The sequence below is a fragment of the Mangrovibrevibacter kandeliae genome, from assembly GCF_024519155.1.
Lineage (GTDB): Bacteria > Pseudomonadota > Alphaproteobacteria > Rhizobiales > Rhizobiaceae > Mangrovibrevibacter > Mangrovibrevibacter kandeliae.
Window position 1 is genome coordinate 58071 of the sequence record NZ_JANIFJ010000008.1, and the last position, 24967, is coordinate 83037.

At 69.9% G+C, this 24967-nt stretch carries 26 protein-coding genes; 9 read left to right on the plus strand and 17 right to left on the minus strand.

The annotated features are described in order from the left end of the window. Positions 1–58 precede the first annotated feature (58 nt). The 4 genes from recN to NPA30_RS17495 are packed head-to-tail and all read left to right on the plus strand — an operon-like array spanning position 59 to position 5426. Positions 59–1738: a DNA repair protein RecN gene (gene recN / locus NPA30_RS17480; protein WP_256804064.1), complete on the plus strand. Its 1680-nt coding sequence runs from the start codon at positions 59–61 to the stop codon at positions 1736–1738. After that, complete coding sequence (gene ligA, locus NPA30_RS17485; protein ID WP_256804065.1) at positions 1735–4380, plus strand: NAD-dependent DNA ligase LigA; 2646 nt, start codon at positions 1735–1737, stop codon at positions 4378–4380. The genes recN and ligA overlap by 4 nt, the downstream gene beginning before the upstream one ends. Positions 4381–4428: 48 nt before the next feature. Next, a complete protein-coding gene (locus NPA30_RS17490) occupies positions 4429–5133 on the plus strand; it encodes an AzlC family ABC transporter permease (protein ID WP_256804066.1) in 705 nt (234 codons plus the stop codon). Then, positions 5130–5426: an AzlD family protein gene (locus tag NPA30_RS17495; RefSeq protein WP_256804067.1), complete on the plus strand. Its 297-nt coding sequence runs from the start codon at positions 5130–5132 to the stop codon at positions 5424–5426. The genes NPA30_RS17490 and NPA30_RS17495 overlap by 4 nt, the downstream gene beginning before the upstream one ends. A 41-nt stretch (positions 5427–5467) precedes the next feature. Here the strand turns inward: NPA30_RS17495 and NPA30_RS17500 are convergent, their stop codons facing one another. Together NPA30_RS17500 and NPA30_RS17505 are read right to left on the minus strand one after the other, a co-directional pair. Beyond that, on the minus strand, positions 5468–5974 hold the full coding sequence (locus NPA30_RS17500; protein ID WP_256804068.1) for a cytochrome b: 507 nt from the start codon (positions 5972–5974) through the stop codon (positions 5468–5470). Positions 5975–6227: 253 nt separating this feature from the next. Next, positions 6228–6806, minus strand: a complete 579-nt coding sequence (locus NPA30_RS17505) for an NADPH-dependent FMN reductase (RefSeq protein WP_256804069.1) — start codon at positions 6804–6806, stop codon at positions 6228–6230. A 92-nt stretch (positions 6807–6898) separates the two neighbouring features. On the opposite strand from NPA30_RS17505, the gene NPA30_RS17510 reads away from it, so the two are divergent. Continuing rightward, the gene (locus NPA30_RS17510; protein WP_256804070.1) at positions 6899–7279 is read left to right on the plus strand and encodes a winged helix-turn-helix transcriptional regulator; all 381 of its coding nucleotides are present in this window, start codon (positions 6899–6901) and stop codon (positions 7277–7279) included. 6 nt (positions 7280–7285) lie between these two features. On the opposite strand, the gene NPA30_RS17515 is transcribed toward NPA30_RS17510, so the two are convergent. Both NPA30_RS17515 and NPA30_RS17520 read right to left on the minus strand, forming a co-directional pair. Then, positions 7286–8086, minus strand: a complete 801-nt coding sequence (locus NPA30_RS17515; protein ID WP_256804071.1) for a PhzF family phenazine biosynthesis protein — start codon at positions 8084–8086, stop codon at positions 7286–7288. Between the two features lie 230 nt (positions 8087–8316). Then, a complete protein-coding gene (locus tag NPA30_RS17520; RefSeq protein WP_256804072.1) occupies positions 8317–8694 on the minus strand; it encodes a hypothetical protein in 378 nt (125 codons plus the stop codon). A gap of 286 nt (positions 8695–8980) precedes the next feature. Between NPA30_RS17520 and msrB the strand changes: the two genes are divergently transcribed. Then, positions 8981–9382, plus strand: a complete 402-nt coding sequence (msrB, locus tag NPA30_RS17525; RefSeq protein WP_256804073.1) for a peptide-methionine (R)-S-oxide reductase MsrB — start codon at positions 8981–8983, stop codon at positions 9380–9382. Between the two features lie 19 nt (positions 9383–9401). On the opposite strand, the gene NPA30_RS17530 is transcribed toward msrB, so the two are convergent. After that, positions 9402–9593 carry a hypothetical protein gene (locus tag NPA30_RS17530; RefSeq protein ID WP_256804074.1) on the minus strand — a complete coding sequence of 64 codons (192 nt, stop codon included), beginning with the start codon at positions 9591–9593 and terminating at the stop codon, positions 9402–9404. A gap of 185 nt (positions 9594–9778) precedes the next feature. Between NPA30_RS17530 and NPA30_RS17535 the strand changes: the two genes are divergently transcribed. From NPA30_RS17535 to NPA30_RS17545, 3 genes are all read left to right on the plus strand, one after another. Continuing rightward, positions 9779–10699 carry a D-alanyl-D-alanine carboxypeptidase family protein gene (locus NPA30_RS17535; RefSeq protein ID WP_256804075.1) on the plus strand — a complete coding sequence of 307 codons (921 nt, stop codon included), beginning with the start codon at positions 9779–9781 and terminating at the stop codon, positions 10697–10699. Between the two features lie 94 nt (positions 10700–10793). Continuing rightward, positions 10794–11159, plus strand: coding sequence for a YidH family protein (locus NPA30_RS17540; RefSeq protein ID WP_256804076.1), 366 nt, complete (start codon positions 10794–10796; stop codon positions 11157–11159). A 206-nt stretch (positions 11160–11365) separates the two neighbouring features. Beyond that, a complete protein-coding gene (locus NPA30_RS17545) occupies positions 11366–12721 on the plus strand; it encodes a chloride channel protein (RefSeq protein ID WP_256804077.1) in 1356 nt (451 codons plus the stop codon). Between the two features lie 49 nt (positions 12722–12770). Here NPA30_RS17545 and NPA30_RS17550 read toward each other — a convergent pair whose 3' ends face one another. The 12 genes from NPA30_RS17550 to NPA30_RS17605 are packed head-to-tail and all read right to left on the minus strand — an operon-like array spanning position 12771 to position 24764. Continuing rightward, positions 12771–13151 carry a cytochrome C oxidase subunit IV family protein gene (locus tag NPA30_RS17550; RefSeq protein ID WP_256804078.1) on the minus strand — a complete coding sequence of 127 codons (381 nt, stop codon included), beginning with the start codon at positions 13149–13151 and terminating at the stop codon, positions 12771–12773. Next, positions 13148–13780, minus strand: coding sequence for a cytochrome c oxidase subunit 3 (locus tag NPA30_RS17555; protein ID WP_256804079.1), 633 nt, complete (start codon positions 13778–13780; stop codon positions 13148–13150). The genes NPA30_RS17550 and NPA30_RS17555 overlap by 4 nt, the downstream gene beginning before the upstream one ends. Beyond that, positions 13777–15462, minus strand: coding sequence for a cytochrome c oxidase subunit I (locus tag NPA30_RS17560; RefSeq protein ID WP_256804080.1), 1686 nt, complete (start codon positions 15460–15462; stop codon positions 13777–13779). The genes NPA30_RS17555 and NPA30_RS17560 overlap by 4 nt, the downstream gene beginning before the upstream one ends. Further along, complete coding sequence (gene coxB, locus NPA30_RS17565) at positions 15459–16409, minus strand: cytochrome c oxidase subunit II (RefSeq protein ID WP_256804081.1); 951 nt, start codon at positions 16407–16409, stop codon at positions 15459–15461. The genes NPA30_RS17560 and coxB overlap by 4 nt, the downstream gene beginning before the upstream one ends. Further along, complete coding sequence (locus NPA30_RS17570) at positions 16406–17200, minus strand: thioredoxin domain-containing protein (RefSeq protein WP_256804082.1); 795 nt, start codon at positions 17198–17200, stop codon at positions 16406–16408. The genes coxB and NPA30_RS17570 overlap by 4 nt, the downstream gene beginning before the upstream one ends. Further along, entirely contained in the window at positions 17200–17748 is a 549-nt protein-coding gene (locus NPA30_RS17575; protein ID WP_256804083.1) for a hypothetical protein, read from the minus strand. The genes NPA30_RS17570 and NPA30_RS17575 overlap by 1 nt, the downstream gene beginning before the upstream one ends. After that, positions 17738–18796 carry a hypothetical protein gene (locus NPA30_RS17580; protein ID WP_256804084.1) on the minus strand — a complete coding sequence of 353 codons (1059 nt, stop codon included), beginning with the start codon at positions 18794–18796 and terminating at the stop codon, positions 17738–17740. The genes NPA30_RS17575 and NPA30_RS17580 overlap by 11 nt, the downstream gene beginning before the upstream one ends. Next, a complete protein-coding gene (locus NPA30_RS17585; RefSeq protein WP_256804085.1) occupies positions 18793–19320 on the minus strand; it encodes a c-type cytochrome in 528 nt (175 codons plus the stop codon). Before NPA30_RS17585 ends, NPA30_RS17580 begins: the two co-directional genes overlap by 4 nt. Next, positions 19317–19856, minus strand: coding sequence for a DUF3341 domain-containing protein (locus tag NPA30_RS17590; RefSeq protein ID WP_256804086.1), 540 nt, complete (start codon positions 19854–19856; stop codon positions 19317–19319). Before NPA30_RS17590 ends, NPA30_RS17585 begins: the two co-directional genes overlap by 4 nt. After that, complete coding sequence (gene nrfD / locus NPA30_RS17595) at positions 19853–21202, minus strand: NrfD/PsrC family molybdoenzyme membrane anchor subunit (protein ID WP_256804088.1); 1350 nt, start codon at positions 21200–21202, stop codon at positions 19853–19855. Before nrfD ends, NPA30_RS17590 begins: the two co-directional genes overlap by 4 nt. Continuing rightward, positions 21199–24111, minus strand: coding sequence for a 4Fe-4S dicluster domain-containing protein (locus tag NPA30_RS17600; RefSeq protein WP_256804089.1), 2913 nt, complete (start codon positions 24109–24111; stop codon positions 21199–21201). The genes nrfD and NPA30_RS17600 overlap by 4 nt, the downstream gene beginning before the upstream one ends. Next, entirely contained in the window at positions 24108–24764 is a 657-nt protein-coding gene (locus NPA30_RS17605) for a cytochrome c3 family protein (protein WP_256804090.1), read from the minus strand. The genes NPA30_RS17600 and NPA30_RS17605 overlap by 4 nt, the downstream gene beginning before the upstream one ends. Positions 24765–24967: the final 203 nt, after the last annotated feature.

Sequence of the window (24967 nt, forward strand, 5' to 3'; positions counted from 1 at the left end):
CTAAGTCTGGCTGCGCACGGTTCTCGCGCGGAGGCTCGGCAGAGCGACGTCATCTTCCATGCTGGTTCATCTCTCGATCCGCGATATCGTGCTCATCGAGCGCCTCGACCTGCAGCTCGGCGAAGGCTTGTCGGTGCTGACCGGCGAGACCGGCGCCGGCAAGTCGATCCTGCTCGACGCCCTGGCGCTCGCCCTCGGCGGGCGCGGCGACGGCGGCCTGGTGCGGCACGGGGTCAAGCAGGGCGAGGTGATTGCCGTCTTCGACATCGATGCCGGCCATCCCGCCCGCCGGCTGCTGGAGGAGAACGGGCTGGAGGCCGACGGCGACCTGATCCTGCGCCGGGTCCAGAGTGCCGACGGGCGGACCCGCGTGTTCGTCAACGATCGTCCATCCAGCGTGGCGCTGATGCGCGAATTGGGTGCCGGCCTCGTCGAGATCCATGGCCAGCACGACGACCGGGCGCTGGTCGATCCGGAAGCGCATCGCCGGCTACTCGACGCCTATGGCGGCCTCGGGCCGGAGGTGGCCGAGGTCGCCGCCGCTCATCGCCGCTGGCGCGAGAGCGAGGCGGAACTCGTGCGCCACCGCGCCCGGGTCGAGGCGGCCGCGCGCGAGGCCGACTTCCTGCGCTCGTCCGTCGAGGAGCTGTCCGACCTCGCGCCGCTCGTCGGCGAGGAGGAGGAGCTGGCGGAGCGCCGCCAGATCATGATGCGCTCCGAGAAGATCGCAACCGACGTCAACGACGCCCATGAGGAGTTGTCGGGTCCGGCCTCGCCGATCCCGGCGCTCGCCGGCCTCCTGCGCCGCCTCGACCGCAAGAAGGACGAGTTGCCCGGCCTCCTCGACGAACCGATCGCCCGGCTCGACGCGGCGCTCGACGCCTTGTCCGACGCGCAGATGGGCCTCGAGGGCGCGCTGCGCAGCCTCGAGTTCGATCCGCAGGCACTGGAGCGGACCGAGGAGCGGCTCTTCGCGCTGCGCGCCGCCGGGCGCAAGTTCAACCTGCCGGTCGACGACCTGCCGGACCTGGTGGCGCGAATGATCGGCGACCTGGCCGATCTCGATGCCGGCGAGGAGCGCCTCGGCCAGCTGGAGGCGGACGTCGCCGAGCGCCGGCGGCTGTTCGACCGGCTGGCGGCGGAGCTCTCGGCGCGGCGGCACACGGCGGCGAAGCTGCTCGAGGGCGCCGTCATGATCGAGCTGCCGGACCTCAAGCTCGAACGGGCGGAGTTCCTCGTCGAGATGGCCAGCGACCCGTCCTCGCCGAGCGCCGCCGGCATCGACACCGCCGAGTTCTGGGTGCGCACCAATCCCGGCACGCGCGCGGGCCCGATGATGAAGGTCGCCTCCGGCGGCGAGCTGTCGCGATTCCTCCTGGCGCTGAAGGTGGCGCTCGCCGACAAGGGCTCGGCGCCGACCCTCGTCTTCGACGAGATCGACACCGGCGTCGGCGGCGCGGTCGCGGACGCCATCGGTCGCCGCCTCGCGCGCCTCGCCGATCGCGTGCAGGTGTTGTCGGTCACCCACGCGCCGCAGGTCGCTGCGCGCGCCTCGACGCACCTCCTGATCTCCAAGCGGCAGGCGCGGGCGGAAGACGAGCGGCTGGCGACCGAGGTGGTGGCGATCATGGAGGACGGGCGCAGGGAGGAGATCGCGCGGATGCTGGCCGGCGAGACGGTGACCGAAGAAGCGCGGGCGGCCGCCGGCCGCTTGCTCGCGGCGGGGCGCGCGGCATGAGCGGTCTGCGGGACACAGCGGTCGAGGCCCTCGACGCGACGGGTGCGTCGGCCGAACTCGCGGCGCTGGCCTGCGAGATCGCCGAGCACGACCGGCGCTACCACGGCGAGGACGACCCGACGATCTCGGATGCCGACTACGACGCGCTGCGCCGGCGCAATCTCGCCATCGAGCAGCGCTTCCCGGAGCTCGTGCGGGACGACTCGCCGAGCCTCAGGGTCGGCGCCGCCGCCTCCTCGAAGTTCGCCAAGATCCGGCACGCGCTGCCGATGCTTTCGCTCGACAACGCCTTTTCGGACGAGGATGTCGCCGACTTCGCGAAGCGCGTGCGCCGCTTCCTCGGGCTTGGCGAGGACGACCTCCTGGCGATCACCGCCGAGCCGAAGATCGACGGCCTGTCGCTGTCGCTGCGCTACGAGGACGGACGCCTCGTCTCGGCGGCCACCCGCGGCGACGGCGCGGTCGGGGAAGACGTGACCGCCAACGCGCTGACCATCGCCGACATCCCGCACCGGCTCGCGGGCATCCGGCCGTCGGTCTTCGAGGTGCGCGGCGAGGTCTACATGACCCATGCCGATTTCGCCGCGCTGAACGCGCGGCTTGCGACCGCGGGCGCGCTGGCACCGGCCGACGCGACGGAGACGGCGGGCGAAGACGACGAGGGCGCGCAGGCGCCTGACGAGGCCGCGCCGGACGGGGCGATCGGCGAGGAGACGTCAGCCGCCTCGTCGCTGAAGATCCGCCAGTTCGCCAATCCCCGCAATGCCGCCGCCGGCTCGCTGCGCCAGAAGGATCCGGCCGTCACCCGCTCCCGGCCCCTGCGCTTCTTCGCCTATGCCTGGGGCGAGACGAGCGAGCTGCCCGGAGAGACGCAGACCGAGGTCGTCGAGGCGCTGGGCCGCATGGGCTTCAGCACCAACGCCGTCCCGCAGAACGGGCGCAGCGCGCCGCTGATGCGGCGCCTGGAGACGGTGGACGGGCTGATCGAGCACTACCGCCTCATCGAGGCGGAGCGGGCCCATCTCGGCTACGACATCGACGGCGTCGTCTACAAGGTCGACGACCTCGCGCTGCAGCGCGAGCTCGGCTTCGTCTCGCGCGCGCCGCGCTGGGCGATCGCGCACAAGTTTCCGGCCGAGCGCGCGACGACGGTGGTGCGCGAGATCGTCATCAATGTCGGGCGCACGGGCAAGCTCGCGCCGCTCGCCAAGCTCGAGCCGGTGACCGTCGGCGGCGTCGTCGTCTCCAACGTCACGCTGCACAACGAGGACTACATCGCCGGGCGGGACGCCGACGGGGAGCCGATCCGGGGAGGGCGCGACATCCGCATCGGCGACACGATCGAGATCCAGCGGGCCGGCGACGTCATTCCGCAGGTGGTGGACGTCGTCCTCGACAAGCGTCCGCCGACGGCCGAGCCGTTCCGCTACCCCGACCACTGCCCGATCTGCCAGTCGCTGGCGGTGCGCGAGATCAATCCGCGCACCGGACGGCCGGATTCGGTGCGGCGGTGTACGGCGGGGCTGACGTGTCCGGCACAAGGCAAGGAGGGACTGAAGCACTTCGTCTCGCGCCACGCCTTCGACATCGAAGGCTTCGGCGAGACCTATGTCGAGGCGCTGTTCGAAGCCGGGCTCGTGCGCCAGCCGGCCGACATCTTCCGCCTGGGGACCGAGCCGCTGCAGGCGGCCATCGCCGAGCATCACCGCGCCTTGCGCGATCAGCGCGAGGAGACCGAGGACACGCTGCGTGCGGCGCAGGGGCTGGCGCCCAAGCCGCGTGGCAAGCGCAAGGACTACGACTATTCGACCGTGACGCAGAACCTCCTCGCCGCGATCGACGCGCGTCGGACGGTCTCGCTCGAACGCTTCGTCTTCGCGCTCGGCATTCCGGAGATCGGCGAGACGTCGGCGAAGGCGCTCGCCCGCCACTTCGAGGACGTGCGGGCGCTGATGGACGGCGTCGCGGCGGCACGCGACGGCCAGCCGGGGGAGGACTGGGCCGAGCTGAGCGCGCTGCGCGGCATCGGCGACAGCACCTTCGAGCGGATGCTCGCCATCGGCGCGGCAAAGGCCGCAGAGGCGGACTGGAACCCGCTGCGCGACGCCGAGATCGCGCTGAAGTCGAACCAGCGCGTGGCGCTGCGGGAGCGCTACGGCGAGGATGGAGCTGGCCTGCGCGCGGCGATCGCTCAGGCGGCCGCCCAGGCGCCCGGCAAGGGCTTTCTCAAGCTCACCAGCGACGGCGAGATCGGCACCGTCGCGACGCTTTCGCTGATCCACTTCTTCGAGGAGGCGCACAATCGCGAGGCGGTGGAGGCGCTGCTCGATGCAGGGGTGTCGACCACCAACGAGCGCGCCGCGCCGCCGCCGGTGTCCTCGCCCGTCGCCGGCATGACCATCGTCTTCACCGGGTCACTGGAGAAGATGACGCGCGACGAGGCGAAGGAGATGGCCGAGAAGCTCGGTGCCAAGGTCGCGGGCTCGGTGTCGAAGAAGACCGACCTCGTCGTCGCCGGGCCGGGCGCGGGCTCCAAGCTCGCCAAGGCGAGCGAGTTCGGGATCGAGGTGATCGACGAGGACGCCTGGTTCGCGCGGATCGGGCGCGCAGGGGGGGAGGCAGGCTCGACCTCGGGCGGGTGAGCCGCTAGAACGACCTTCCTTCCGCAGAGCGTCCCCCGAGTCCGCCCCGTGTCATCTCGATCCGACTTCCGCGCGGGCCTGCGCGACGTCCTGCCCGTGCTCCTCGCAATCATGCCCTTCGGCATCGTCTACGGCGCTCTGGCCGTCGACGCCGGCCTGTCGGTGCTCGAAGCCTGCGGCCTGTCGCTGACGATCTACGCCGGCGCCAGCCAGCTGGTCGCGCTGCAGATGGTCGGGCTGGGTGCCCCGCTGTGGGTCGTCCTCTTCGCGCTGACGATGGTGAACCTGCGCCATCTCCTCTACTCGGCGTCGGTCGGGCGGCATCTCGGCGCGTTCAGCTGGTGGCAGAAGGCGCTCGCCTTCTGCTTCCTCGTCGATCCGGTGTTCGGCGCCGCTGAGACGCGAGTCCTGACCCATCGCCTGAGCCCCACCTACTACTTCGCCTTCGCCATGGCGCTGTATGGCGGCTGGCAGGTGGCGACGCTGATCGGTGCGACCCTTGGCGGCTTCATCGGCGATCCGGCGGCGCTCGGCCTCGACTTCATCCTGCCGGTCTACTTCCTGACCATGGTGATGGAGTTCCGCCACCGCGCCGGCTTCTATCCGGTCGCCGCGATCAGCGCCGTCGCATCGATCGCGGTCTATGCGCTGATTGGACCGCCCTGGCACGTCACGCTCGGCGCGCTCGCTGGGCTCGGCTATGCGGCGCTGTTTCCGCCGAAGGGCCGGTCCCAGGATGGAGGCGCGGCATGAGCGAGATCTGGTGGATCGTGCTTCTCGGCGGCGGCCTGACCTACCTGACGCGGTCCGGCGGCCATCTCGTCCTGTCGCGCTTCGAACGCGTGCCGCCGCGTCTTGCCGCAGCGCTGAACGCCGTGCCCGCAGCGGTGCTGACGACGCTCGTCGCGCCGGTGCTCCTGACCGGCGACTGGCCGGAGCGGGTGGCGATCGTCCTGTCGCTGTTCCTCGCCCTGCGGCTGCCGCTGATCGCCACCGTCGCGCTCGGCACGGCGATGGTCGCGCTGGCGCGGGCCGCCGGGCTCTAGGCCAGCGGCGGAGCCACGCGGATCGGGGTCGGCGTTCGAGGTCAGCCCGGCCTGACGATGCGCCGCAGGACGTCGGTCTTGAACCAGAACTGCTGCGCCAGGGCGCCGAGGATGTGCAGCGCGATCAGGACCAGCAGCGGGTTCCAGAGGAACTCGTGCACCTCGCCCGCCGGGGGGACGTTGCCGAACCAGGCGACGAGCCCGGTGACGGGGATGACGAAGAGCAGGGCGTAGATGAGGCCGTGCGTGACCTTGGCGAGCCAGTAGGCCCAGCTCGGCTCGTTCTCAGGATAGGGCGGACGGCCGCGGGCGAAGCGATCCCAGAGCCGGATTGCGGCGAAGACGAGGACCAGCGTGCCCGCGATGATGTGGACCCAGCCGAGAGTCTGGTCGGTCGAGCTGAGCTCGGTCCCGCGCCTGAAGGAGCGCCACATCGCCACCATCGACTCGTGGTCGATGTACTGGACGAGGATCAGCGCGACGATGAGCCAGTGCATCCAGATGTTCAGGCGGCTCCAGCCGGTCCGTCGGGGCGATACGCGTTCCATTCCGTGCCTCCTGCGCCATCCGCAGCGCCGCCTTTGTAGCCCGGAGCTAGCTCTAACGGCAACAACAAGATCAGTGAGCCTGACGGTCCAGGCGGACTGCCTGCGATCCGCTCCGGTCCTGTCAAAGATCCTCGCTGCCGTCGATGGCGTCAGCATGACGCGGGGCCTGGCTTGGGAGACGCGCTGGACCTCGTCTTCCAAGCCGGGCGAGGCTGGCGACGGCGCCGAATGAAGCGCCGTCGCAGCGGAAAGGTCAGGCGGCGTCGGCCTGCGCCTTGGTGCGCGGCTCGGACGTCCGCTCGATCCAGGCCGTGAACCGGTCGATCCAGCGGTTCAGGAACACCTTGGTGGACTCGTCAGCGACGTTGTTGTCCGCGTCGAACAGCTCCGGCTTGTAGGTGAAGTAGACCTCCGGCTGGCCCATCAGCACCATGTCGATGACGTTGAGCAGGCCCCGTAGGGCGTTCTGACCAGCGGCCGTACCGGTCGCACCGGGCGTCGCGCCCATCATCGCGGCGGGCTTGGCCTCCCAGGAGTTCTTGCCCCAGGGCCGGTTCGCCCAGTTGATCGCGTTCATCAGGGCCGGCGTGTAGGACCGGTTGTACTCCGGCGTCACGAAGAGCACGCCGTCGGCACTCTCGATCTCGCGCTTCAGCCGCAGCACGCTCTCGGGCGGGTTGGCCCAGAGGTCGTCGTTGTAGAGCGGCAGGTCGCCGATCTCGGAGAACTTGAACTCGAGACGATCCGACGCCAGCTTTCCGACGGCCTCGGCGAACTTGCGATTGATCGAGTCGCGGCGCAGCGACCCGACGAGAACGGCAACGGTTTTCATATGAGCCTCACACTCCAAAAGTGACTGGCGCTATATCGGCGACCGCCGTAGAACAGCGCAAGACGGCACCTTCGCGAAACTCGGTCACCTGCATGACACCAACCTCCGGTTCCATTCCGCTGCAATGCCGCATCGTCAACGACGTGGTGTCGCTCGCCGGCGACAAGTGGAGCGTCTTGATCGTCATCCAGCTCGGGGAGGGCCGCCAGCGCTTCACCGAGGTCAAGCGCAGCGTCGAGGGGATCAGCCAGAAGATGCTGACGGTGACGCTGCGGGGGCTCGAGCGGGACGGCTACGTGTTGCGCACGGTGCATCCGACGATTCCGCCCAAGGTCGAATACGAGCTGACCGATCTCGGTCGCGGCCTGCTCGAGCCGCTGCGCAATCTCGGACGCTGGGCGATAGCGAACCATCAGGCGATACGGGACGCGCGCGCTCGTTACGACGTGCGGCTCCAGCAGGCGGCGGAGTAGAAGCCGTCAGGAGGGAAGGTGGATCTCGCCGCTGAGGTAGAGAACCGCACGGCCGGCGACGACGACACGGTCCTCCTCCAGACGGCAGTGCAGCTCGCCGCCCCGCTTCGACAGCTGCCGGGCGATGAAGTCCGTCTTGTTCAGTCGCTCGGCCCAGAAGGGCACGAGCGCGCAGTGGGCGGAGCCGGTGACGGGATCTTCGTCGATGCCGTATTTCGGTGCGAAGTAGCGGGAGACGAAGTCGGCCTGTGTGCCCGGCGCCGTCACGAGGACGCCGCGCGCATCGATCCTTCGCATCGCGGCGAGATCCGGCGTCAGATCGCGGACTTCCGCCTCGCTCGCAAACACCGCCAGCAGCGTCTCATCGTCCTGCACCGGCACGACGAAGGTTTCGCGCGGGCGGAGGCCGAGCACGCCGGCCGCGACGTCCGCCTGGTCGACCGGCATCGTGCGTCGGCGCGGCAGGCGCATGGCGAGGCGCGCGCCGTCCCGCTCCACCACGAGGTCGCCCGACCAGCGGGTGTGGAAGGTCAATGCCGGAGCCTGCGCGCCCAGGATCTCGAAGAGAACATGGGCGCTGGCAAGTGTCGCGTGGCCGCAGAGCGGCACCTCGGCCGCCGGCGTGAACCAGCGCAACTCCCATGCCGCAGAGCCGGCCGGCACGAGATAGGCGGTCTCCGACAGGTTGTTCTCGGCCGCGATCGCCTGCAGCGTCGCATCCGGCAGCCAGCTCTCCAGCGGCACCACCGCGGCCGGGTTGCCGGAAAAGAGAGTGGAGGTGAAGGCATCGACCTGAAAGATCTGCATCACAGTGTCCGAACGTCGCTGGCGCTTCGTTCTATCGCCCGCGCGGCCGACTGGGAACAGCATCCCTCACACCGGATCAAGGCGGGCGGCGGAGGATTGGGGTGGAGGCGGGCGCGCCAAGGCTTCGACCGCGTATCGGCTCGTCCTGACCTTCCGGCGTCACGAGATGGCGCTCCGCCTCGACGCACGACCGGCCGACGCGGCGCGCCGGCCAGTACGGCGCTGTCCGGCTAGAGCCGATGGCCGAGAACGAAGTCGCGAACGCGGCTCCACAGGCTCGGCCGGTTGGCCCGGTCGAGGTGGTGGCGCATGCGCGACGCCAGGCCGGCTCCGGTCATCGTCCCGTGATAGTGACAGTCGCAGAAGAGGTGATGGGCGTCGTCTTCGGAGATGTCGAAGAAGTCCATCGCATCACCGAGACGATCGCCGGACAGTCCCGCGCCGCGCAGGATCGGATCCTGGAAGGCGATGGTCAGCGGCGTGTTTTCGCCGCGCAGAAGGCGACGTTCGGCCAGCGGAAGATACTCGATCTCCCGCAGGGCGTTGACCGGGCCACGATGCCGGTCGAGCAGCGTCACCCAGCGATCCAACCGTTCGCTGTGCGACATGGTCCCATTTCCGCCACCGAAGGGAACTGCCTCGGCGGCCAACTCCAACTCACTCGGGTTCTGGTGCTTCATGGGAGCCTCCATAAGGACAGGGCTACCCGAATCACTATATGCCCCGGCGAATCGGCTGGCACGAGCGAAGTGACGCGCGAATTTGTCCCGACAGGGCAGGGACTTGTCGACGGGAAACACCGCGCTACCACGGCCGGCGAAGAGAGGCGGGCCTCGGATCTCCCGGCCGCGCCACCTATATCAGGCGCACGATCCGCCACGCGAGGAGCATGCCATGGACGCCCGAACCTACCCCGTGACCCGCAGCGACGCCGAGTGGCGCACACTGCTGACCCCGGAACAATATAATGTGATGCGCGGCCATGGCACGGAGCGGCCGGGCAGCTGCGCGCTCCTGCACGAGAAGCGCGCCGGCACCTTCTCCTGCGCCGGTTGCGATCAGCCGTTGTTCGAGGCCGGCCAGAAGTTCGAGAGCGGAACCGGCTGGCCGAGCTTTGACGTGCCGGTCGAGGGGTCGATCGAGACCACCGTCGACCGCAGCCACGGGATGGTCCGCACGGAGGTGCACTGCAGCCGGTGCGGCAGCCATCTCGGTCACGTCTTTCCCGATGGGCCACCGCCCACGGGCCTGCGCTACTGCATCAACGGCGTCGCGCTGACCTTCGAGCCCGTCTGATCGAGCGCGCGGCGCGCGGCTATTGCCGCTCGCCGCCGCCTGCCCGCAGCCGCTCCTCGATCCGCTCCGCCTCGTCGGTCTCCACCTCCACCGTCCGGGAGCTGTCGTCCGGCAGGCCTCCTGCGGTCTGGGCGATGCTCTCATCGCGCGGCCGGTCGTTCGGGCCGGTCGAGATCTTGGCGCTGTCGCCGTCGCGCTTTTCGTCTGACATCGTGCGGTCTCCGTTGTATGCCGTTCCTTCGGCCAACGCGCGGCAGCAGGATGTGGGTGCATGTGCCGCTGCCCGCGCGGCTTGAGCCAATCCGCATTTTTCGCTTTAGCTCCCGCAGTATCGGCCGGGTTGCGCGAGCGGAATCGGCGGCCTGCCCGCACCAGATCGAGGGGATCGTCTTGTCGATGCGACGCTTCATCGGAGGCTGCCTGATCGCGGTCGCCGTCCTGCCGGCCCTGTGGCTCGATTCTGCGGCGGCTGCGCCACGGCTGCTCGTGGACGTCCGCACGGGCCAGGTGCTCTACGCCGACGATGCGGCGACCTCGTGGTATCCGGCCTCGCTCACCAAACTGATGGTCGCGCATCTGGTGATGCGCGAGGTCGAGGCCGGCGAACTCGATCCGCGCACCATCGTGACGATGTCGACCCACGCGGCCTCGCAGCCGCCCTCGCGCTTCGGCCTGAAGCCGGGGAGCGAGATCGAGCTGCGCGACGCGCTGCGGATCATGCTGGTGCGCAGCTACAACGACCTCGCCGTCGCCGTGGCGGAAAGCGTGGCCGGCTCGGAGGCTGCCTTCGTCGAAGCAATGAACCGCGAATGTGCCCGACTCGGCATGCGCGGCACGCACTTCGTCAATGCCAACGGGCTGCACGACCCGGGGCAGGTGACGACGGCGCACGACATGGCGCTGCTTGCCCTGGCGATCATGCGCGAGCACCCGCAGAACTTCGCCATGTTCGGCAACGCCGAGACGCAATTCGACGGGCGCACGATCAAGAACACCAACGGTCTCCTGCGCGACTATCCCGGCGTCGACGGCATGAAGACCGGCTACACCTGTCCGTCCGGCTTCAACCTCGTCGCGACGGCCTATCGCGGCGGGCGGCGGTTGCTGGCGATCGCCATGGGCGAGCCGTCGACGAAGGCGCGCGCGGCCGACGTCAGCGCCCTGTTCGACGCCGGCTTCGCCGGGCGGCTGAAGCCCGTCGGACCGCTGTCGCGCTACGACAGCAGCGGCCTGAGCCCGGCGGTCGACCTGAAGTCCTATGCCTGCGGCAAGTCGCTGCCCGCCGCGGCGCTGCCGCTCGCCCTGACCGGCGGCTGACGGCGCGGCGCATGACCTCGGGCCGAAGCGCTTGCCAGGCGCTGCCGGTGAGGTGAAGCTTCCGCTCGGGCGGCAGGGCCGGGCGAGGCAGGTGATGACCGATACGGACAGGCGCAATGAACTGGCGGCGGACCGGACGGTCTTCGCCGCGGAGCGGACCTACGCCGCCTGGGTCCGCACCGGGCTGGCGGCACTGGCAAGCGGCGTCGGCGCCAAGAAGCTCCTCGAAGGGGTCGTGCCGGACCTCCTGATCGTCGCCACCGGTACGATCCTCGTCCTGTTCAGCGGCTTCTGCTTCGGCGCTGCGGTGTGGCGAGAGATCAATCCCGGGCCGCCGCCGCCGCATCCCGACACGCGCCGGATCAACCGCTGGCTGCTGATCCTCGTCAACGGCTTCCTCTGCCTCGTCGCTCTCGCCGCGATGCTCGGCATCTGGTTCGGCCGCACCGGCGGCGATTGAGAGCGTCCTGTGCCGGCCGCTGCGCGGCCCGGCGCATGCGGCCGTCGAGGGACGACGTAACGCTGACGCCAAAGATGCTGCAATGCGGGGACGACGCCTGCAAATGTGCCGGAAAAGGCTTGTCAAGCCGGCCACTTCCGGCCATTCCAGAGCGCATGCAGGAGATTGAACGGCAGGACGCCGCGGCTGGCGGAGACGATCCGCGCGTGCCCGAAGACCACGACGAGGCGACCTTCAGCCCGGGACTGGCCCGCTGGGGCGGCAAGCCGCTGTCGAAGCATGCCAGGGAGGCCGGGATCGTGGTGCGGCGCCGGGTGGCGACGACCAGCGGCGCGGTGCTCCTCGGCCTCGTCGCCCTCGGTTTCGCCTGGCTCGCCGACCGCGCGCAGGGCCTGTTCGAGGCGATCGTCGCCGCGGCTCCCCTCGTGCCGCTGGTCCTGACACCGCTGGTCTACGGCCTCGTCGTCTGGTCCACCCGGCACTGGGCGCCGGCGGCAGCGGGATCCGGCATCCCCCAGGTGATCGTCGCCGCCCGCAAGCCGGACGCCACGGAGAACAGCGGCCTCAGTTCGCTGCGCACCGCCGGCTTCAAGTTCCTGGCGACGCTCGCCGCGCTCGGCGCGGGCGCCTCGGTCGGCCGCGAGGGCCCGACCGTGCAGATCGCCGCTGCGATCATGCAGTCGATCTACCGCCTGTTCCGCATTCCCGTGAACTCCGCGATCATCATCGCCGGCGGCGCGGCCGGCGTTTCGGCCGCCTTCAACACGCCGCTCGCCGGTGTCGCCTTCGCCATCGAGGAGCTCGCGTCGGCCTACGAGCAGCGGCTCGCGGTGCTGGTGATGGGCGCGGTGATGATCTCCGGCCTCGTCAGCCTCGGCATCGCCGGCGACTACCTCTACTTCGGCGCCATGCACGACACCCTGTCGTTCGGCGCCGACCTTCTCCTCTGCCCGCTGGCCGGCGTGCTCGGGGGCCTGTTCGGTGGCCTGTTCTCGCGCGGCGTCCTCGGCTTCGGCACGCTCGAGCGAGGACCGCTCGCCATGCTGCGCCGACGCCCGGTGCTGTGGGCGGTCGGCTGCGGCCTCCTCGTCGCCGTCATCGGGCTTGCCAGCGGCGGCACGACCTGGGGCACCGGCTACGAGGCGGCGCGCGCGCTCGTCGAGGGGGACCCGCAGTCGCTGTGGTTCGGCCCGGCGAAGTTCATGGCGACGATCCTGACGACGCTCAGCGGCATTCCCGGCGGCATCTTCGCCCCCTCGCTCGCGACCGGCGCCGGCTTCGGCAACATCCTCGCCTGGCTGGTTCCGACCGAGCCGGCCGGCGCCGTGGTCATCCTCGGCATGCTCGCCTACTTCGTCGGCGTGGTGCGGGCGCCGCTGACGGCCGTCCTGATCGTCTCGGAGATGACCGACAGCCGGGCGATGATCCTCCCGCTGGTGGCCACTGCCCTGATCGCCGACGGCATCTCGGCGCTCGTCTGCAAGGAGCGGCTCTATCACGGCCTCGCCAAGGCCTTCCGCAGCCCCTCGGAGCCGGCGATCCCGGCGCCTAAGGAGGGCTGAGAAGGCTGAGCCCGCCGCGCGGACTCCGCCGCGCTCCCGGCTCGGTCGGCTACGGAAACGTCCAGCCCGGCGGCCTGGCGTCGGCGCCTTGGCTGCGTTCGGAGGGGATCGTCTGGATGCGCTCGCCGACCTGCCGGAACGGGTAGTCGGTGAAGGTGATCGCAAAGAGCGTGCCCAGCCAGACGAGGCCGGCGAGGGCGGCCAGCGACAGGAGCCAGGGCGAGCGGGCGAGCTTCATGAAGATCAGGACGACCAGCAGCGCCTTGGCGAGGGCGATCGTGTAGCTGGCGACCGCGTTCCAGCCGGCGAGCGGCTCGTAGGCGAGCCACAGCGTCAGCCCGAGCAGCAGCATCAGCGCGACGCCGACGAGCGCGCTGGAGCCCCAGAGGTGCCAGGCGGTGATCGATCCGTCGCGGGCGTTCCGGCTCATGGTGCGCGACCGCCGAGATAGAGAAGCGGGTAGAGGAAGATCCAGATGATGTCGACGAGGTGCCAGTAGAGCCCCAGGCTCGGCAGCGCCGCGCTCGCCGTGAAATCGAAGGCGCGGCGCGACACCCGCCAGGCGAAGAGGCAGACGGCGGCGATGCCGATCGTCAGGTGGACGGCATGGATCGCCGTCATCGACCAGTAGAAGCCGAAGAAGAGCTGCGCGGCCGGGGTCTTCAGCTTGAAGTCGGGTCCGGGGACGAGGTGCTCGTGGATGTCCTCGCGATACTCTAACCCCTTCAGCACCAGAAACGCGAGCCCCAGCGCGGCGGTGGCCGCGAGGCAGCCGACGACCATCCGCCGCAGGCCCCGTTCCGCAGCCTTGTCGGCGACCGCCATCGTGACGCTCGAGATCAGGAGGATCGCGGTGTTGACGCTGCCGAAGACGACGTTGGTCTCCCGGCCGGCTTCCAAGATCGCCTGGGGGTGCAGCGAGCGATAGACGGTGAAGCCGAGGAAGAGGCTGCCGAAGAAGAGGATCTCGCTGGCGAGGAAGACCCACATGCCGAGCGCCGCCGACAGGCGCTGGCGGTCGATCGCCTCGAACGGTTCGTGGAGGGCCGGGCTGCTCATCCGCGCTGCCCCTGCGGGTTGTGCGGCTCGCGGGCGTTCGGCTCCTCGTGCCGAGGCGACTCCTGGTCCGGGTGATAGACATAGGCGCGCTCGGTCACCACCGGCCGCTGGTCGAAGTTGTGCTTGGGCGGCGGCGAGCTCGTCTGCCACTCGAGGCCGGTGGCACCCCAGGGGTTGGCGCGCGCCTTCTGCCCCCGGAACAGCGACCAGGTGAGATAGCCCATCGGCAGGAGGTAGGCCGCCGCCAGGATCACCGCGCCCATCGACGAGGCGACGTGGTAGATCTGGAACTCCGGCGCGTAGTGGTGATAGCGCCGGTTCATCCCGAGGTAGCCCATCACGAACTGCGGGAAGAAGGTGAAGTTGAAGCCGAAGAACATCAGGATCGCGGCGAAGCGCGCCCAGCCGTCGGGCGCCATGCGGCCGGAGATCTTCGGCCACCAGAAGTGCAGGGCGCCAAAGAAGGCCGACACCGAACCGCCGACCATTACGTAGTGGAAGTGGGCGACCACGAAGTAGCTGTCGGTGACGTGGACGTCGATCGGCAGCGAGGCGGTGAAGAGCCCGGTGAGGCCGCCGATGGTGAAGAGGCCGATGAAGCCGAGCGCGTAGAGCATCGGCGCCTCGAAATAGATCTGCCCGCGATAGAGCGTGAAGGTCCAGTTGAAGACCTTGATCGCCGACGGCACGGCCACGATGAAGGACAGGAACGAGAAGACCAGCGCGGCGAAGGGCGACATGCCCGCGACGAACATGTGGTGGCCCCAGACGAAGAAGCCGATCACCGAAATGCCAAGGATCGCCCAGACCATGGCGGTGTAGCCGAACACCTGGCGGCGCGAGAAGCAGGCGATCAGCTCCGAGACGACGCCGAAGGCCGGCAGGATCATGATGTAGACGGCCGGGTGGCTGTAGAACCAGAAGAGGTGCTGGAACAGCACCGGGTCGCCGCCATGCTGCGGATCGAAGATCGGCAGGCCGAACAGCCGCTCGGCGGCGATCAGCGCCAGCGAGATCGCCAGCACCGGCGTCGCCAGGATGATGACGATTGCGGTCGCGTACTGTGTCCAGACGAAGAGCGGCAGGCGGAACCAGGTCATGCCGGGCGCGCGCAGCGCGTGCACCGTGACGATGAAGTTCACCCCCGTCGCGATGGTCGAGAAGCCGACCACGAAGACCGCCGCCACCGCCAGGAAGACGTAGCTGTTGGAGAACATCGACGAGAACGGCGTGTAGAAGGTCCAGCCGGTGTCGACACCGCCGAGGACGAGGCAGGCCACCACGAGCAACCCGCCGACGGTGTTGAGGTACCAGCTGAAGAGGTTCAGGCGCGGAAAGGCGACGTCGCTCGCCCCGATCATCAGCGGCAGGAGGAAGTTGCCGAAGGTGGTCGGTATCGACGGCACAAGGAAGAACCAGACCATGATCACGCCGTGCAGCGTGAACAGCCGGTTGTAGCCGTCATTGGTGAAGAGCGCGCCGTTCGGCGAGATCAGCTCGAGCCGGATCATCGTGGCGGCCGCGCCGCCGATGAAGAAGAACAGGGTGATCGAGCCGAAATAGAGCAGCGCGATGCGCTTGTGGTCGGTCGTGGTCAGCCAGGACCACAGCGTGCTGCCGTGGTTGAGATAGGTGTCGGACCGGGGCGCGGTGAGCCCGGACTCGGCCGTCATGTCGGTCATTGCCCGGCGTCCTCCCCGGTGGCGAGCGAGCGGATGTAGGCAACGAGACGCGTGAGATCCGCCTCGCTCGCCACCCCTTGGAAGCTCGGCATGATCGGCTCGTAGCCGGCGGCGATCTCGCGCCGCGGCTGGAGGATCGAGTCGCGCACGTAGCGCTCGTCGACCTCGACCGAGGAGCCGTCGGCGAGCGGGATCGTGCGGCCCCAGAGGCCGGCAAGGTTCGGCGCGTGCACCGCGTTCGACCCGGCATGGCAGCCGGCACAGCCCATCTTGACGAAGAGCTTGCCGCCCGCCTTGCCGAGATCGTCGCCCTCCGGCTGCGCGGCGGTCCAGGCGGCGTAGTCGGCTTTCGGCATGACGATGACCTCGCCGCCCATCTCGGAGTGGTCGGTCCCGCAGTATTCCGCGCAGAACAGGTGGAAGGTGCCGGTGCGAGTCGCCTGGAACCAGCCCTGCGTCACGCGGCCCGGCAGGATGTCGCGCTTGAAGCGGAAGGCCGGCACCCAGAAGGAGTGGATCACGTCCTGCGAGGTCATGACGAGGCGCACCGGGGTGTCGACTGGCATGTGCAGCTGGTTGATCTCGCGCGCTCCGTTCGGCTGCTGCGTCTTGAACATCCACTGCTTGGCCGTCACGTGCATCTCGATCGCGTCCGGCGGCGGCGCGTAGCCGGCGAGTTGCGCCGCGCTCGCCCACCAGAAGATGAACAGGAAGAGGAACGCGGTGGCGGCCGTCCAGCCGATCTCGAACTCGCTGCGGAAGAACTCCGGCAGCCGGCCGCGCGGAGCGGCCGAGCCGTGCCGGTAGCGGATCGCGAAGGTGACGATCAGCGTCAGCACCAGCAGCACGATGAGCGTTGAGATGCCGCACAGGAGGAAGAACAGGTGGTCGGTTCGCGCGCCTTCCGTGGACGCGGCCGGCAGCCAGAAGATCGGACTCCCGCTCATGCCGGTCCTCCCGCGCGCCGCGGCGATCGCCGCAGAAGGAGCAGGATCAGGGCGCCGGCTGCGAGGGTGAAGCCGGTCCCGAGGACCTGCATGATCGTCCAGATGCGCGAGGTGTAGACCCCGGCCGCCGGGTCGAAAGCGTAGCAGCGCAGGACGATCTGATCGAGCAGCGTTCCGACCTTGCCTTTGCCGGCATCGACGAGCGCCAGACGCAGCGGCTCCGGCGCGAGCGAGAGGCTGGACAGGACACGCGCGACCCGGCCCCCGCCGTCCGTGGCGAGGACGCCGCTCGGATGGGCGAACTGATCGGTCTGCGGATCATAGGCGTAGCGGTAGCCGACCGCATCGGTCAGCGTCGCGACGGCCGCCGGATCGGCACTCAGGAACGCGATGCTGCGGCGCAGCCCGGGGTCGGGCGGCAGCGCGGCGTCCGCCATCGCGCGGGCGGCCTCGGGCCCGTCCTTCGGGTCGAGGCCGATGACGACGAGGCCGGCGTCGAGGTCGGCGACCTCCGGCGTCCGCAGCGAACTCGCCGCGATTGACAGCGCCGCGCCGCAGACGCTGTTGCAGGTGTAGTCGACGAACAGCACGAGGTTGGCCGGGTGGCGGCGCAGGACATCGGCGAGCGGCAGGTCCTGCCCGGCGGTGGTCCGCACGATCGTCGCCGGCGGCAGCGCCGCGGCCGGCGGCGGCGAGAGCGCGACAGCCGCGAGGTCGGCCGGCGCCAGTGTCGCGCGGGCAGCTCCCGATGCGAGCGTCAGGAACGCGGCGGCAAGGGCGAGCCGGCGCATCACGGCCGCGCCTCCAGCCGGGCATCGCTCGCCGCTCCGACCGCTCTCGCGCGTGCATCCTCCGCTGCAGGCGTTGCGCCTTCGGGCGGTGCATAGGCGTCGCTGCCCCGCGCGATCACCGCCTGCATCGCGCGCTCGATCGGCACATGGATGCGGCCTGCCGGCCGGTCGACCCAGGCATAGCCTTCGAGGCGCCGTTGCTGGGCCGCGCGGAGCTGCTCGAACTCGCCCTCCGGGTTGATCTGGATCTGCGGCTCGGGGAAGGCGGTGACGCTCTCATAGCCGGAGACGGTGCTGATCTGCGTGTTGGTGAAGGCCCAGATGGCGTAGATGCCCGCCGCCGCGAACAGTACCCACCCGAACACCACCGCCAGAATCTTGCCCGTCGCGACGTCCGGCGGCTCGTGGTGCTCGCCCGGCCGGCGCCGGCGGTGCTGTACGGCTTCGGCGGCGGCCCCGACGAGGCCGCCGAGGGCGAGTCCGACCGCCGCCCAGAGTGCCGGGCGCTTCGTCTCGGAGCGACTGCTGCCGTTCGGCCTAGGCGCCATGCGCAAGCCTCCGCCCGGGAAGAATGGACCAGCGCGTCGGGTCGAAGGCGACGCCGATGGCGAGACCCACACCGGCGACGAGGGCGAGCAGCGTGCCGAGCCACAGGCCGATGCCGCCGTCCCATTCCGGCAGCACCAGCCAGAGGCTGCGCAGGAGGAGCCCGATCAGCACGGCGGCTCCGATCGCCCGGCGCAGCCGGCCGATCCGCCAGGCGGGGTTAAGACCGGCGAGGAACGGTACCAGCACCGCGCCGACAAAGGCGAGGGCGATCGCGCCGCTCCAGAACGGCGTCGCCCGGCGCAGGTACCAGACGGCCTTGCTCGGCAGGTTGCCATCATAGGCGACGAGGAGCTGCATCATGTCGAGGTAGAAGAGCCCGAGGGCGAAGGCGATGCTGAGCCGTACGAGGTCGGCCGTGGCCTGATCGTCCTCCCGCCGGATGAGGAGCATGAAGGCGCTGGCCGACAACAGCTGCGAGGTGGCGAGGCTCATGGCGAAGGCGGTGTTCTTGAAGTGCGGGTCGAGCGAGAGCACCCAGTCGACCGCGCCATGGCTGATGGCGAGGCCGTAGACGAACAGCCCGATGCCGGCGACCGCCAGCGGCGGCCGGCGAAACCGCGTGAAGGCCCAGGCGAAGAGGGCAAAGAGGCCAAGTGCGGCGACGCTTCGCAGGATGAACCCGGCGCTGTTGAGATAGTAGCGTGCGACGTCCGGATGGGCGACGGCGGCCGGGTTGCCGGCCCAGGGATAGACCAGCGGCAGCGCGAAGAGGATCGGCACGAAGAGCAGCGTCGTGACGAAGAGCCCGCTCGCCGTCGTCGCGAGCTCGCCATGCGCGAGCTCGCCCCAGCGGCCGCCGGTCAGCCGGTGGATCAGGAGCAGCACGGTCGCGCCGAGCGGTACCGACAGGCAGGCGAGGAAGGCGGCGAGGAGCCCGCGCAGCGCGTCGGCCGCATCGAACAGCGCCAGCACGACGAAGAGCGCCGCCGCGCCGCCGGCGACGATCAGCGCGCGGGGCGCGAACCGTTCGAGGTCGGCGCGGGTCATTGCAGCGCCTCCGCGGCATCGGGCACGGCGGCGAGCGCCGTATCGCGCGAGGTCTGCAGGGCCCGGATATAGGCGGTGATCGCCCAACGGTCCTCGGGCGCCACCCGATCGGAGTAGGCGTACATCGCGCCGTAGCCGTTGGTGATGACGTCGACGAAGTGCGAGGCAGGCGCCGCGCGCAGGCGGTCGGAATGGTAGGAGGGGGGCGGCGGGAAGCCGCGCTGCACCACGATCCCGTCGCCGTCGCCGGCATAGCCGTGGCAGGGCGCGCAGAAGTCGTCGAAGTCGCGGCGTCCGCGGGCGAGGAGCGCCTCGCTCACCGGCGGCGGCTCGGACAGAGCCGCCAGCGCCGCGCTCGCGCCGCGCGTCACCACCCCGTCCGGCAGGCCGCGCTCGGGCGTGCCGTCCGGCCACATCGCCGTCGCCTCATAGGGCTTGATCGAAGGCTGGTCCTGCATGCTCTGGTCGCAGCCGGCGAGCGCGAGCAGCGCGATCAGCGGGAGAAGGGGGGCGCGACGCCTCATGCCGGCACCCGTGCCACCGAGAGCGCGCCGAGACCGGCGAGGTGCAGACGGGCGCCGCCGTCGTCCGCGTCGTCGGCATCAGCGCCGCCGGCCTCGATCGCCAGGAAGAACCGGTCCTGCGTCGCCCGCTCGAACTGCGGCAGGTCGAACAGCGGGTGGTGCAGGCGCGGCAGGCCGCAGCCCCACAGGAGCGCGACGAAGCCGCAGAGCGCCGCGCCGAGGATGCCCATCTCGAAGGTCGCGAAGAAGAAGTCCGGCCAGCTCGCGAGCGGTCGGCCGCCGGTGACGATCGGCAGCGCCCAGACGGCAGAGTAGAGCTGCAGCCCGAGGCCGGAGAGCGCCCCGCCGATCCCGCCGAGAAGGATCGCCAGACGGACGTGGTTCGGCGGGAGTTCGTCGATCAGCGCGCCCATGCCCTCGACCGAGAACGGCGTGAAGGCGTCGACCACCCGGAAGCTCGTCGCCTCCCGGGTCTGCCGGGCGGCGGCGAGCAGCGTCTGCGGATCGCGGAACTCGGCGAGGAGGAGGATGCTCACGCGGCAGCCTCCGCCGGCACCAGCTGCTTGACCTCGTGCATCGAGACCGCCGGCACCAGCCGCAGGAAGCAGGCAAAGAGCAGCATGAAGAAGCCGAGCGAGCCGCCGAGCAGCAGCCAGTCCCAGAGCGTCGGCGCGAACAGGCTCCACTCCGCTGGCAGATGGCCCCGCGACAGCGTGTTGATGATCAGGAGGATGCGCTCGAGATACATGCCGACATTGATCAGGACGGCGATGACGAGGAGCGCCGGGATGCTCCGGCGGATCGCCGGCGCCCAGAACAGCTGCGGCACGAAGACGTTGAACGCGATCTGGCACCAGTAGAGCCAGGCATAGGCGCCGTGGAACTGGAAGGCGAGGAAGGTGCGGTCGACGTCGTCGCCGGCGTACCAGCCCTGATAGGCCTCCGTCGCGTAGGACAGGCCCATGACGATCGAGCCGGCGAGGAGGATCTTGGCCATCGCCTCGAAGTGGTGGAGCGAGACCAGCGCCTCCACCTTGAGAAAGCTGCGGGTGACGGCGGCGAGCACCACCACCATCGCAAAGCCCGAGAACATCGCCCCGACGACGAAGTAGGGTGGGAAGATCGTCTCCTGCCAGCCGGGCATGTTGCCGGCCGCGAAGTCGAGGCCGACGACGCTGTGCACCGAGACCACCAGCGGCACGCCGAGCGCCGCCATCGTATGGTAGAACGCCTCGTAACGCACCCAGTGGCGGGCCGAGCCGCGCCAGCCAAGCGCCAGCGCGCCGTAGATCAACTGTCCCGCACGGCTCTTGGCGCGGTCGCGGAAGGTCGCAAAGTCGGGGATCGCGCCGACATACCAGAAGACGATCGAGAAGATGATGTAGCTGGCGATGGCGAAGAAGTCCCAGACGAGCGGGCTGCGCCACTGCGGCCACGTTCCCATGGTGTTGGGGTAGGGGACGAGCCAGTAGAAATACATCGGCCGGCCGAGATGCAGGATGGGGAAGAGGCCTGCGATCGCAGCGGCGAACAGCGTCATCGCTTCGGCGAAACGGTTGATCGACGAGCGCCACTTCTGCCGCGTCAGAAGCAGCATGCAGGAGATGAGCGTGCCGGCATTGCCGATGCCGATCCACCAGACATAGTTGGCGATCGGGTAGCCCCAGACGACGCTGGTGTTGTTGCCGAAGATGCCGATGCCTTCATAGAACAGCCAGAACATCGAGCCGAGCATCACGACGGTCAGCACGAGCCCGACGACGAACACCAGCCACCAACGGCGGCCGGCCTGCTCGCGCAGCACCGGGTCGGCGACCGAAGCGGTCACCGACGCGTAGGTCGCGCCCGGCGGCAGCAGACCGAGAGCGGAAGGCGCGGTCACGCGCCGTCTCCGGCGAGGGCGGGATTGGGGTTGCGAAGGCGGGAAAGATAAGTCGTGCGCGGCTTTGTCCCGACTTCCTCGAGGAGCACGTGATGCTGGGGCTCGTCGCGCAGCGGCCGCACCCGGCTGTCGGGCGCACCAAGATCGCCGAACTGGATCGCTTGCGTCGGGCAGGCGCTCTGGCAGGCCGTCACCACCTCACCCTCCCGGATCCGCCGGTCGTCCTTCTCGGCATCGCGCCGCGCGCCGCTGATCCGCTGGACGCAGTAGGTGCACTTCTCCATGACGCCGCGCGCCCGCACGGTGACGTCCGGATTGTAGCGCGCCGGCAGCGGATCCTCGCCGAGGTTGGCGTATACGTGGCCGTCGGCATAGCCGAAGAAGTTGAAGCGGCGCACCTTGTAGGGGCAGTTGGCCTGGCAGAACCGGGTGCCGACGCAGCGGTTGTAAACCTGGACGTTCAGGCCCTCGTGGTCGTGCACCGAGGCGCCGACCGGACAGACGGGTTCGCAGGGTGCTTCCTCGCAGTGCATGCAGGGCACCGGCTGGAACACCGACTGCATCTGCCCGTCGAACTCGGTCTCGTAGGCATCGATGCGCAGCCAGTGCATGTCGCGTCCGCGGCGGATCTCGTCGGGCCCGACGACCGGCACGTTGTTTTCCGACTGGCAGGCGACGACGCAGGCATTGCAGCCGATGCAGAGCGTGGTGTCGATCACCATCGCCCAGGCATAATCCTGTTCCGGACCCTTGTACGGCGCCTCGTAGGGGTGCTCGCCGTAGAAGCTCGCCGGCGCGTCCTTCGTCCTGTCCAGCTTGCCCGCGAGGAGGTCCGACAGGGGATGCACCGGCGCGAGATCGCGGCCCTGATCGTCGAGCGTGAACTGGGTGACCGGCATCTCGTCCGCGCGCCCGACGCGCTCGACCGTCAGCTCCTCCACCTGCCAAGGCTGGCCGCGCGTCCTCAGCGCATAGGCGTTGGCGCCGAGCCCGAGGCCGATGGCGCCGATGCCGGTGCGGCCATAGCCGAACGAGAGGCTCGCGGTGCCCGGCGCAAGGCCGCGATCGAGCCGCACCGGCGCCTCGACCCAGCGACCGCTCGTGCCGATCCGGGCCGCGTCGCCCTCTGCGAGGCCGAGCCGGTTCGCGTCTTCGGGCGTCAGCGCCAGCGCGTTGCCCCAGGTGAGATGGCTGACCGGCTTCGGACACTCCTGCAGCCAAGCGTTGTTGCTGTAGGCGCCGTCCCAGATCGTGGCGTCGGGGCGAAGCATGAGGGTGATGCCTGCGGCTGCCGGCTGAGCCGGAGCCGCTGCGTGCGGCGCTAGCTGCACGGCACGCGGTGGCGCAACCGGCTGCGCGGCGCTCCCGGGGACGACGCCCGTCTCCAGCGCTCTGCGCCACCAGCCGTCGAAACCGCCGACGGGGGCGGCGCTCTGCCAGGTGCGGCGTAGCAGATCCTGGGCGGCTACGCTCGTCTCGCCGGCGAGCGCCGCGACCACCTCGTGCGACGTCTTCGTTGCGTAGAGCGGGGCGATCAGCGGCTGCACGAGGCTCGCCGTGCCGTCGACGGCCCGCAGGTCGGACCAGGCCTCCAGCGGATGGGTTTCGGCGAGATGCCAGTCGCAATGCGCCGTCGTCTCGTCCGGCGCGAGGCCGAGCTGGACGGTGAAGGGGGCCTTGGCGAGCGCGGCGGCGACGTCGAGGTCCGCCGGCGCCGTGTAGACCGGGTTCGTCCCCAGCATCACCAGCGTGTCGACCCGTCCGGCCTCGAGGTCGTCCACCAGCGCAGCGAGGCTGTCCCCATGGCCGTCGAGCACAGGATCGACCGGCTCGATCAGCTCGACGGTCGCGCCGAAGGCGCCGAGCCGCTGGTTCAGCCAGTGGCCAAGCGCATGCAGCGCCGGCGGCTGCTCCTCGCCGACGAGGACGAGTGCGCGCCCCTGCGCCGCAGTCAGATCCGCCGCGAGCGCATCGACGAAGCCTGCATGCGCGCCCGCCGGCACAGCGCCCTCGCTCCCGAGACGGGCGGCCAGCGCATGGGCGAGATCGGCGAGGGCTTCGGGCGACAGCGCCAGCCTGTGATCGGCCATCGCGCCGGTCAGGCTGGTGGCCGACTCCACGGCATAGAGCCGCTGCATCGCCGTCGTGCCCCGGCGCACGGTCCGGCGTTGCCGAAAGCCCTGCGCGTTGCGGATCTGGCCGGGACCCGGTCCGAGCGGATCTGCGCCGAGGCAGAAGACGACGTCGGCCCGGTCGAGGTGCGGCACGAGGTCGAGCGGCCGGCCGAAGGCGGCGATGCTGCCGGCACGGGCGTTGTCGTCGCCGAGCGGCTCGAAGCGGCGCCACTGCATCTGCGGGAAGATGCCCTTCAGCGCCGCGAGCTGGCCGATGAGCGTCGGCGAGGTGACGCGGCCGGTGAGGACGCTGAGGCCGGCCCCTCCCGCCTGGCGGAGCACCTCCAGCCGTGGCGCGAGGTCGGCGAGGAAGCCCTCCCAGCCGAGCGGCAGATTGCCCCTCATCGCCGAGCGGGCCCGCTCCGGGTCGTAGAGGCCGAGGATGTCGGCTTCGGCGAAGATGTCGGTCGCGCCGAAGCTCGCCGGATGATCCGGATTGCCCGAGACCTTGATCGGCCGCCCGTCCACCGACTTTGCCAGAACGCCGCGCCCATAGCCGCCGAGGGGGAGGGTGGTCGCGGCGTGCAGCGGCACGCCTGCGGCATTGCCGTCGAGATTGGCGATCGCCGGAACGATATCCTCCGGTGCGCGGCAGCCGGCGACGCCTGCGGTCAATGCCAGGCCGAGAAGGCGCAGCGCGTCACGCCGGTTCAGACGCGGCTCCGACAGGAGGCCGGGCGCGGCCGGCGGACGGGTCGATCGGGCGAGGCGTGTGGCGCGGTGGTCGACGATCATCGGTGGCAGACCGAGCAGTCGGTGAGGTGCGAGGTCTCGATATGGTACTGCACCAGGAGCCGCTTGCCCTTCTCCTCCTGATCGGCCGGCGGCTGCCAGTCGAAGTCATAGATCTTGTCGGTGGGGCGCACGAACTTCTCCGGTGAGCGGTGGCAGTCGAGGCACCAGCCCATGGTCAGCGGCGCTGCCTGGCGCATCAGCGGCATGGTGTCGACCGGCCCGTGACAGGTGGAGCAGCCGACGCCGTTGTTCACGTGGACGCTGTGGTCGAAATAGACGTAGTCGGGCAGATCGTTGACGCGCGTCCAGTGCAGCGGCTTGTCGTCGGCGAGGCTCTCGCGCACCGGCGCCAGCATCGGCGCGTTCGTCCAGATCTGAGAGTGGCAGGTCATGCAGACATGGGTGGAGGGCATTCCGGCCGAGGCCGCCTTCTCCACGCTGTTGTGACACATGCGGCAGCCGATGCCGAGTTCGCCGGCATGGTGGGCGTGGCTGAAGGGCGGCCACTGATGCAGCACGAAGTCCTGGCCGGTGACGGTCGATGAGCGCATCACGAGATAGGTCAGGAAGATCGCGAGGGTCGGCAGCAGCACGATGGAAAGCAGCACCATCCGCGCATAGGTGTCGGCGCCGGGTCGGAAGATCTGGGCCACCTCGACGTGGCCTCAGCGCCGCAGGTCATGCGTGCCGCAAAGCGCCGACCGGCTCGGCGGGGGAGCTTCGATCGCGCTGCAGGAGAGACTGGGACGCAGGTCTTTCAGGCCAAGGCGCAGCACGGGCATGGTCTCCCTCGATCGGCGGCCGATGCGGCAGACCCGGGCCTGCCATACAGCATGCCGGTATTACGACCCCTCCG

Coding starts and splice junctions, on each gene's coding strand:
- recN (WP_256804064.1), top strand. CDS start 59: ATGCTGGTTCATCTCTCGATCCGCGATATCGTGCTCATCGAGCGCCTC.
- ligA (WP_256804065.1), top strand. CDS start 1,735: ATGAGCGGTCTGCGGGACACAGCGGTCGAGGCCCTCGACGCGACGGGT.
- NPA30_RS17495 (WP_256804067.1), top strand. CDS start 5,130: ATGAGCGAGATCTGGTGGATCGTGCTTCTCGGCGGCGGCCTGACCTAC.
- NPA30_RS17500 (WP_256804068.1), bottom strand. CDS start 5,974: ATGGAACGCGTATCGCCCCGACGGACCGGCTGGAGCCGCCTGAACATC.
- NPA30_RS17505 (WP_256804069.1), bottom strand. CDS start 6,806: ATGAAAACCGTTGCCGTTCTCGTCGGGTCGCTGCGCCGCGACTCGATC.
- NPA30_RS17510 (WP_256804070.1), top strand. CDS start 6,899: ATGACACCAACCTCCGGTTCCATTCCGCTGCAATGCCGCATCGTCAAC.
- NPA30_RS17515 (WP_256804071.1), bottom strand. CDS start 8,086: ATGCAGATCTTTCAGGTCGATGCCTTCACCTCCACTCTCTTTTCCGGC.
- NPA30_RS17520 (WP_256804072.1), bottom strand. CDS start 8,694: ATGTCGCACAGCGAACGGTTGGATCGCTGGGTGACGCTGCTCGACCGG.
- msrB (WP_256804073.1), top strand. CDS start 8,981: ATGGACGCCCGAACCTACCCCGTGACCCGCAGCGACGCCGAGTGGCGC.
- NPA30_RS17530 (WP_256804074.1), bottom strand. CDS start 9,593: ATGTCAGACGAAAAGCGCGACGGCGACAGCGCCAAGATCTCGACCGGC.
- NPA30_RS17535 (WP_256804075.1), top strand. CDS start 9,779: ATGCGACGCTTCATCGGAGGCTGCCTGATCGCGGTCGCCGTCCTGCCG.
- NPA30_RS17540 (WP_256804076.1), top strand. CDS start 10,794: ATGACCGATACGGACAGGCGCAATGAACTGGCGGCGGACCGGACGGTC.
- NPA30_RS17550 (WP_256804078.1), bottom strand. CDS start 13,151: ATGAGCCGGAACGCCCGCGACGGATCGATCACCGCCTGGCACCTCTGG.
- NPA30_RS17555 (WP_256804079.1), bottom strand. CDS start 13,780: ATGAGCAGCCCGGCCCTCCACGAACCGTTCGAGGCGATCGACCGCCAG.
- NPA30_RS17560 (WP_256804080.1), bottom strand. CDS start 15,462: ATGACCGACATGACGGCCGAGTCCGGGCTCACCGCGCCCCGGTCCGAC.
- coxB (WP_256804081.1), bottom strand. CDS start 16,409: ATGAGCGGGAGTCCGATCTTCTGGCTGCCGGCCGCGTCCACGGAAGGC.
- NPA30_RS17570 (WP_256804082.1), bottom strand. CDS start 17,200: ATGCGCCGGCTCGCCCTTGCCGCCGCGTTCCTGACGCTCGCATCGGGA.
- NPA30_RS17575 (WP_256804083.1), bottom strand. CDS start 17,748: ATGGCGCCTAGGCCGAACGGCAGCAGTCGCTCCGAGACGAAGCGCCCG.
- NPA30_RS17580 (WP_256804084.1), bottom strand. CDS start 18,796: ATGACCCGCGCCGACCTCGAACGGTTCGCGCCCCGCGCGCTGATCGTC.
- NPA30_RS17585 (WP_256804085.1), bottom strand. CDS start 19,320: ATGAGGCGTCGCGCCCCCCTTCTCCCGCTGATCGCGCTGCTCGCGCTC.
- NPA30_RS17600 (WP_256804089.1), bottom strand. CDS start 24,111: ATGATCGTCGACCACCGCGCCACACGCCTCGCCCGATCGACCCGTCCG.